This window comes from Vibrio sp. Vb1574, from assembly GCF_033338675.1.
On sequence record NZ_JAWOTC010000368.1, the window covers coordinates 1 to 1,128 of the forward strand.

A 1,128-nucleotide genomic window follows, 5' to 3' on the forward strand; every position below is an offset into this window, starting at 1 on the left:
AAATCTAATGAATAATATTGTAAACGTGAGTTGCTGGTGGGTATCGTTTTCTCGATACCATCTGAGTCAATCGGTTTATAAAAGGTCGCTTTTATATGCTGAATAAAATGCTTCTTAAGAAAGCTGCTATCTTTTTTCTGCCACTTCCTTTGGTATTTGCGGAGGTTTTGTATTTGGCACACGAGAGTGTGCAAAGTAACCTCGATCACTTGCTCGAAAAGAACATACAAATCGCGGATGAAATTCTCTTTCAAATTGAGACTGAAAACCGAACTGCGCTTATTCATCCAGAACGGTGTGAGCAGTTGCAGCAAAACTTGATGTTTGAGCGAGACATCGATGAAATGCTCATTGTCAAAGGCGATGAGATCATTTGCTCATCGAAGCTTGGACACTTATCCAAACCGCTTTCTGAATACTTAACCTTCAGGCCCAATCATGCCTTAACCTTCGGCCAGATAACCGGCTTAGATGAACCATTGCTGCTAGTGGTGACTCAAGGGCAGCAGACATATAAAGCCATCACCATCATTGATAGAGACTATTTTGGCGCGACAATTGGATTTAACAACGATTTACGCCTCAAGCGGTCAGCTTTGTTTATTCATGACGACGTGGTGCCCGCTGGCGCATCCAGAAAAGGTACAAACCCGATTGCTTTTAATGAATCTAAGGTATTTGAATACCAAGCACTCGCGGAAGCTAGCGACTTGTTTGTCGAGCAAAAATTGATTTCTTACATCATCTATTCGGTGCCTATTATCGCGATGATTTATCTTTGCCTATACGCGTTAAACAAGTTTGTCGATCCGAAAAGAAACCTTCTTGCAGAACTAAAAAAAGCCCTGAAAAAAAACGAATTAACCTTGTATTACCAACCTCAAATTGATGTTGAAAGCGGACGCGTGTTTGGTTACGAAGCGCTGATACGATGGGAGCATCAACAAAAAGGTTTTATTGCTCCAGATGAATTTGTTCCTGCGGCAGAACAGAACGGGTTAGTATCGTTGCTGACTGACTACGTTTTAGAAAAAGCTGCGGACGATTTCTCCAAACTGACGTTTACTCATCCGGTGCATCTTGGTGTCAATGTGCCCCCTGGCTACCTTGTCGGTTCTCATGTAATAA

Annotated in this window: 1 protein-coding gene; it reads left to right on the forward strand. The window is 42.1% G+C overall.

Features of this window, described 5'->3' with window-relative positions:
- Positions 1 to 95: 95 nt before the first annotated feature.
- Positions 96 to 1,128: EAL domain-containing protein (locus tag R7O12_RS26230; protein ID WP_318126991.1), on the forward strand; the 1,033-nt coding region annotated here is incomplete at its 3' end.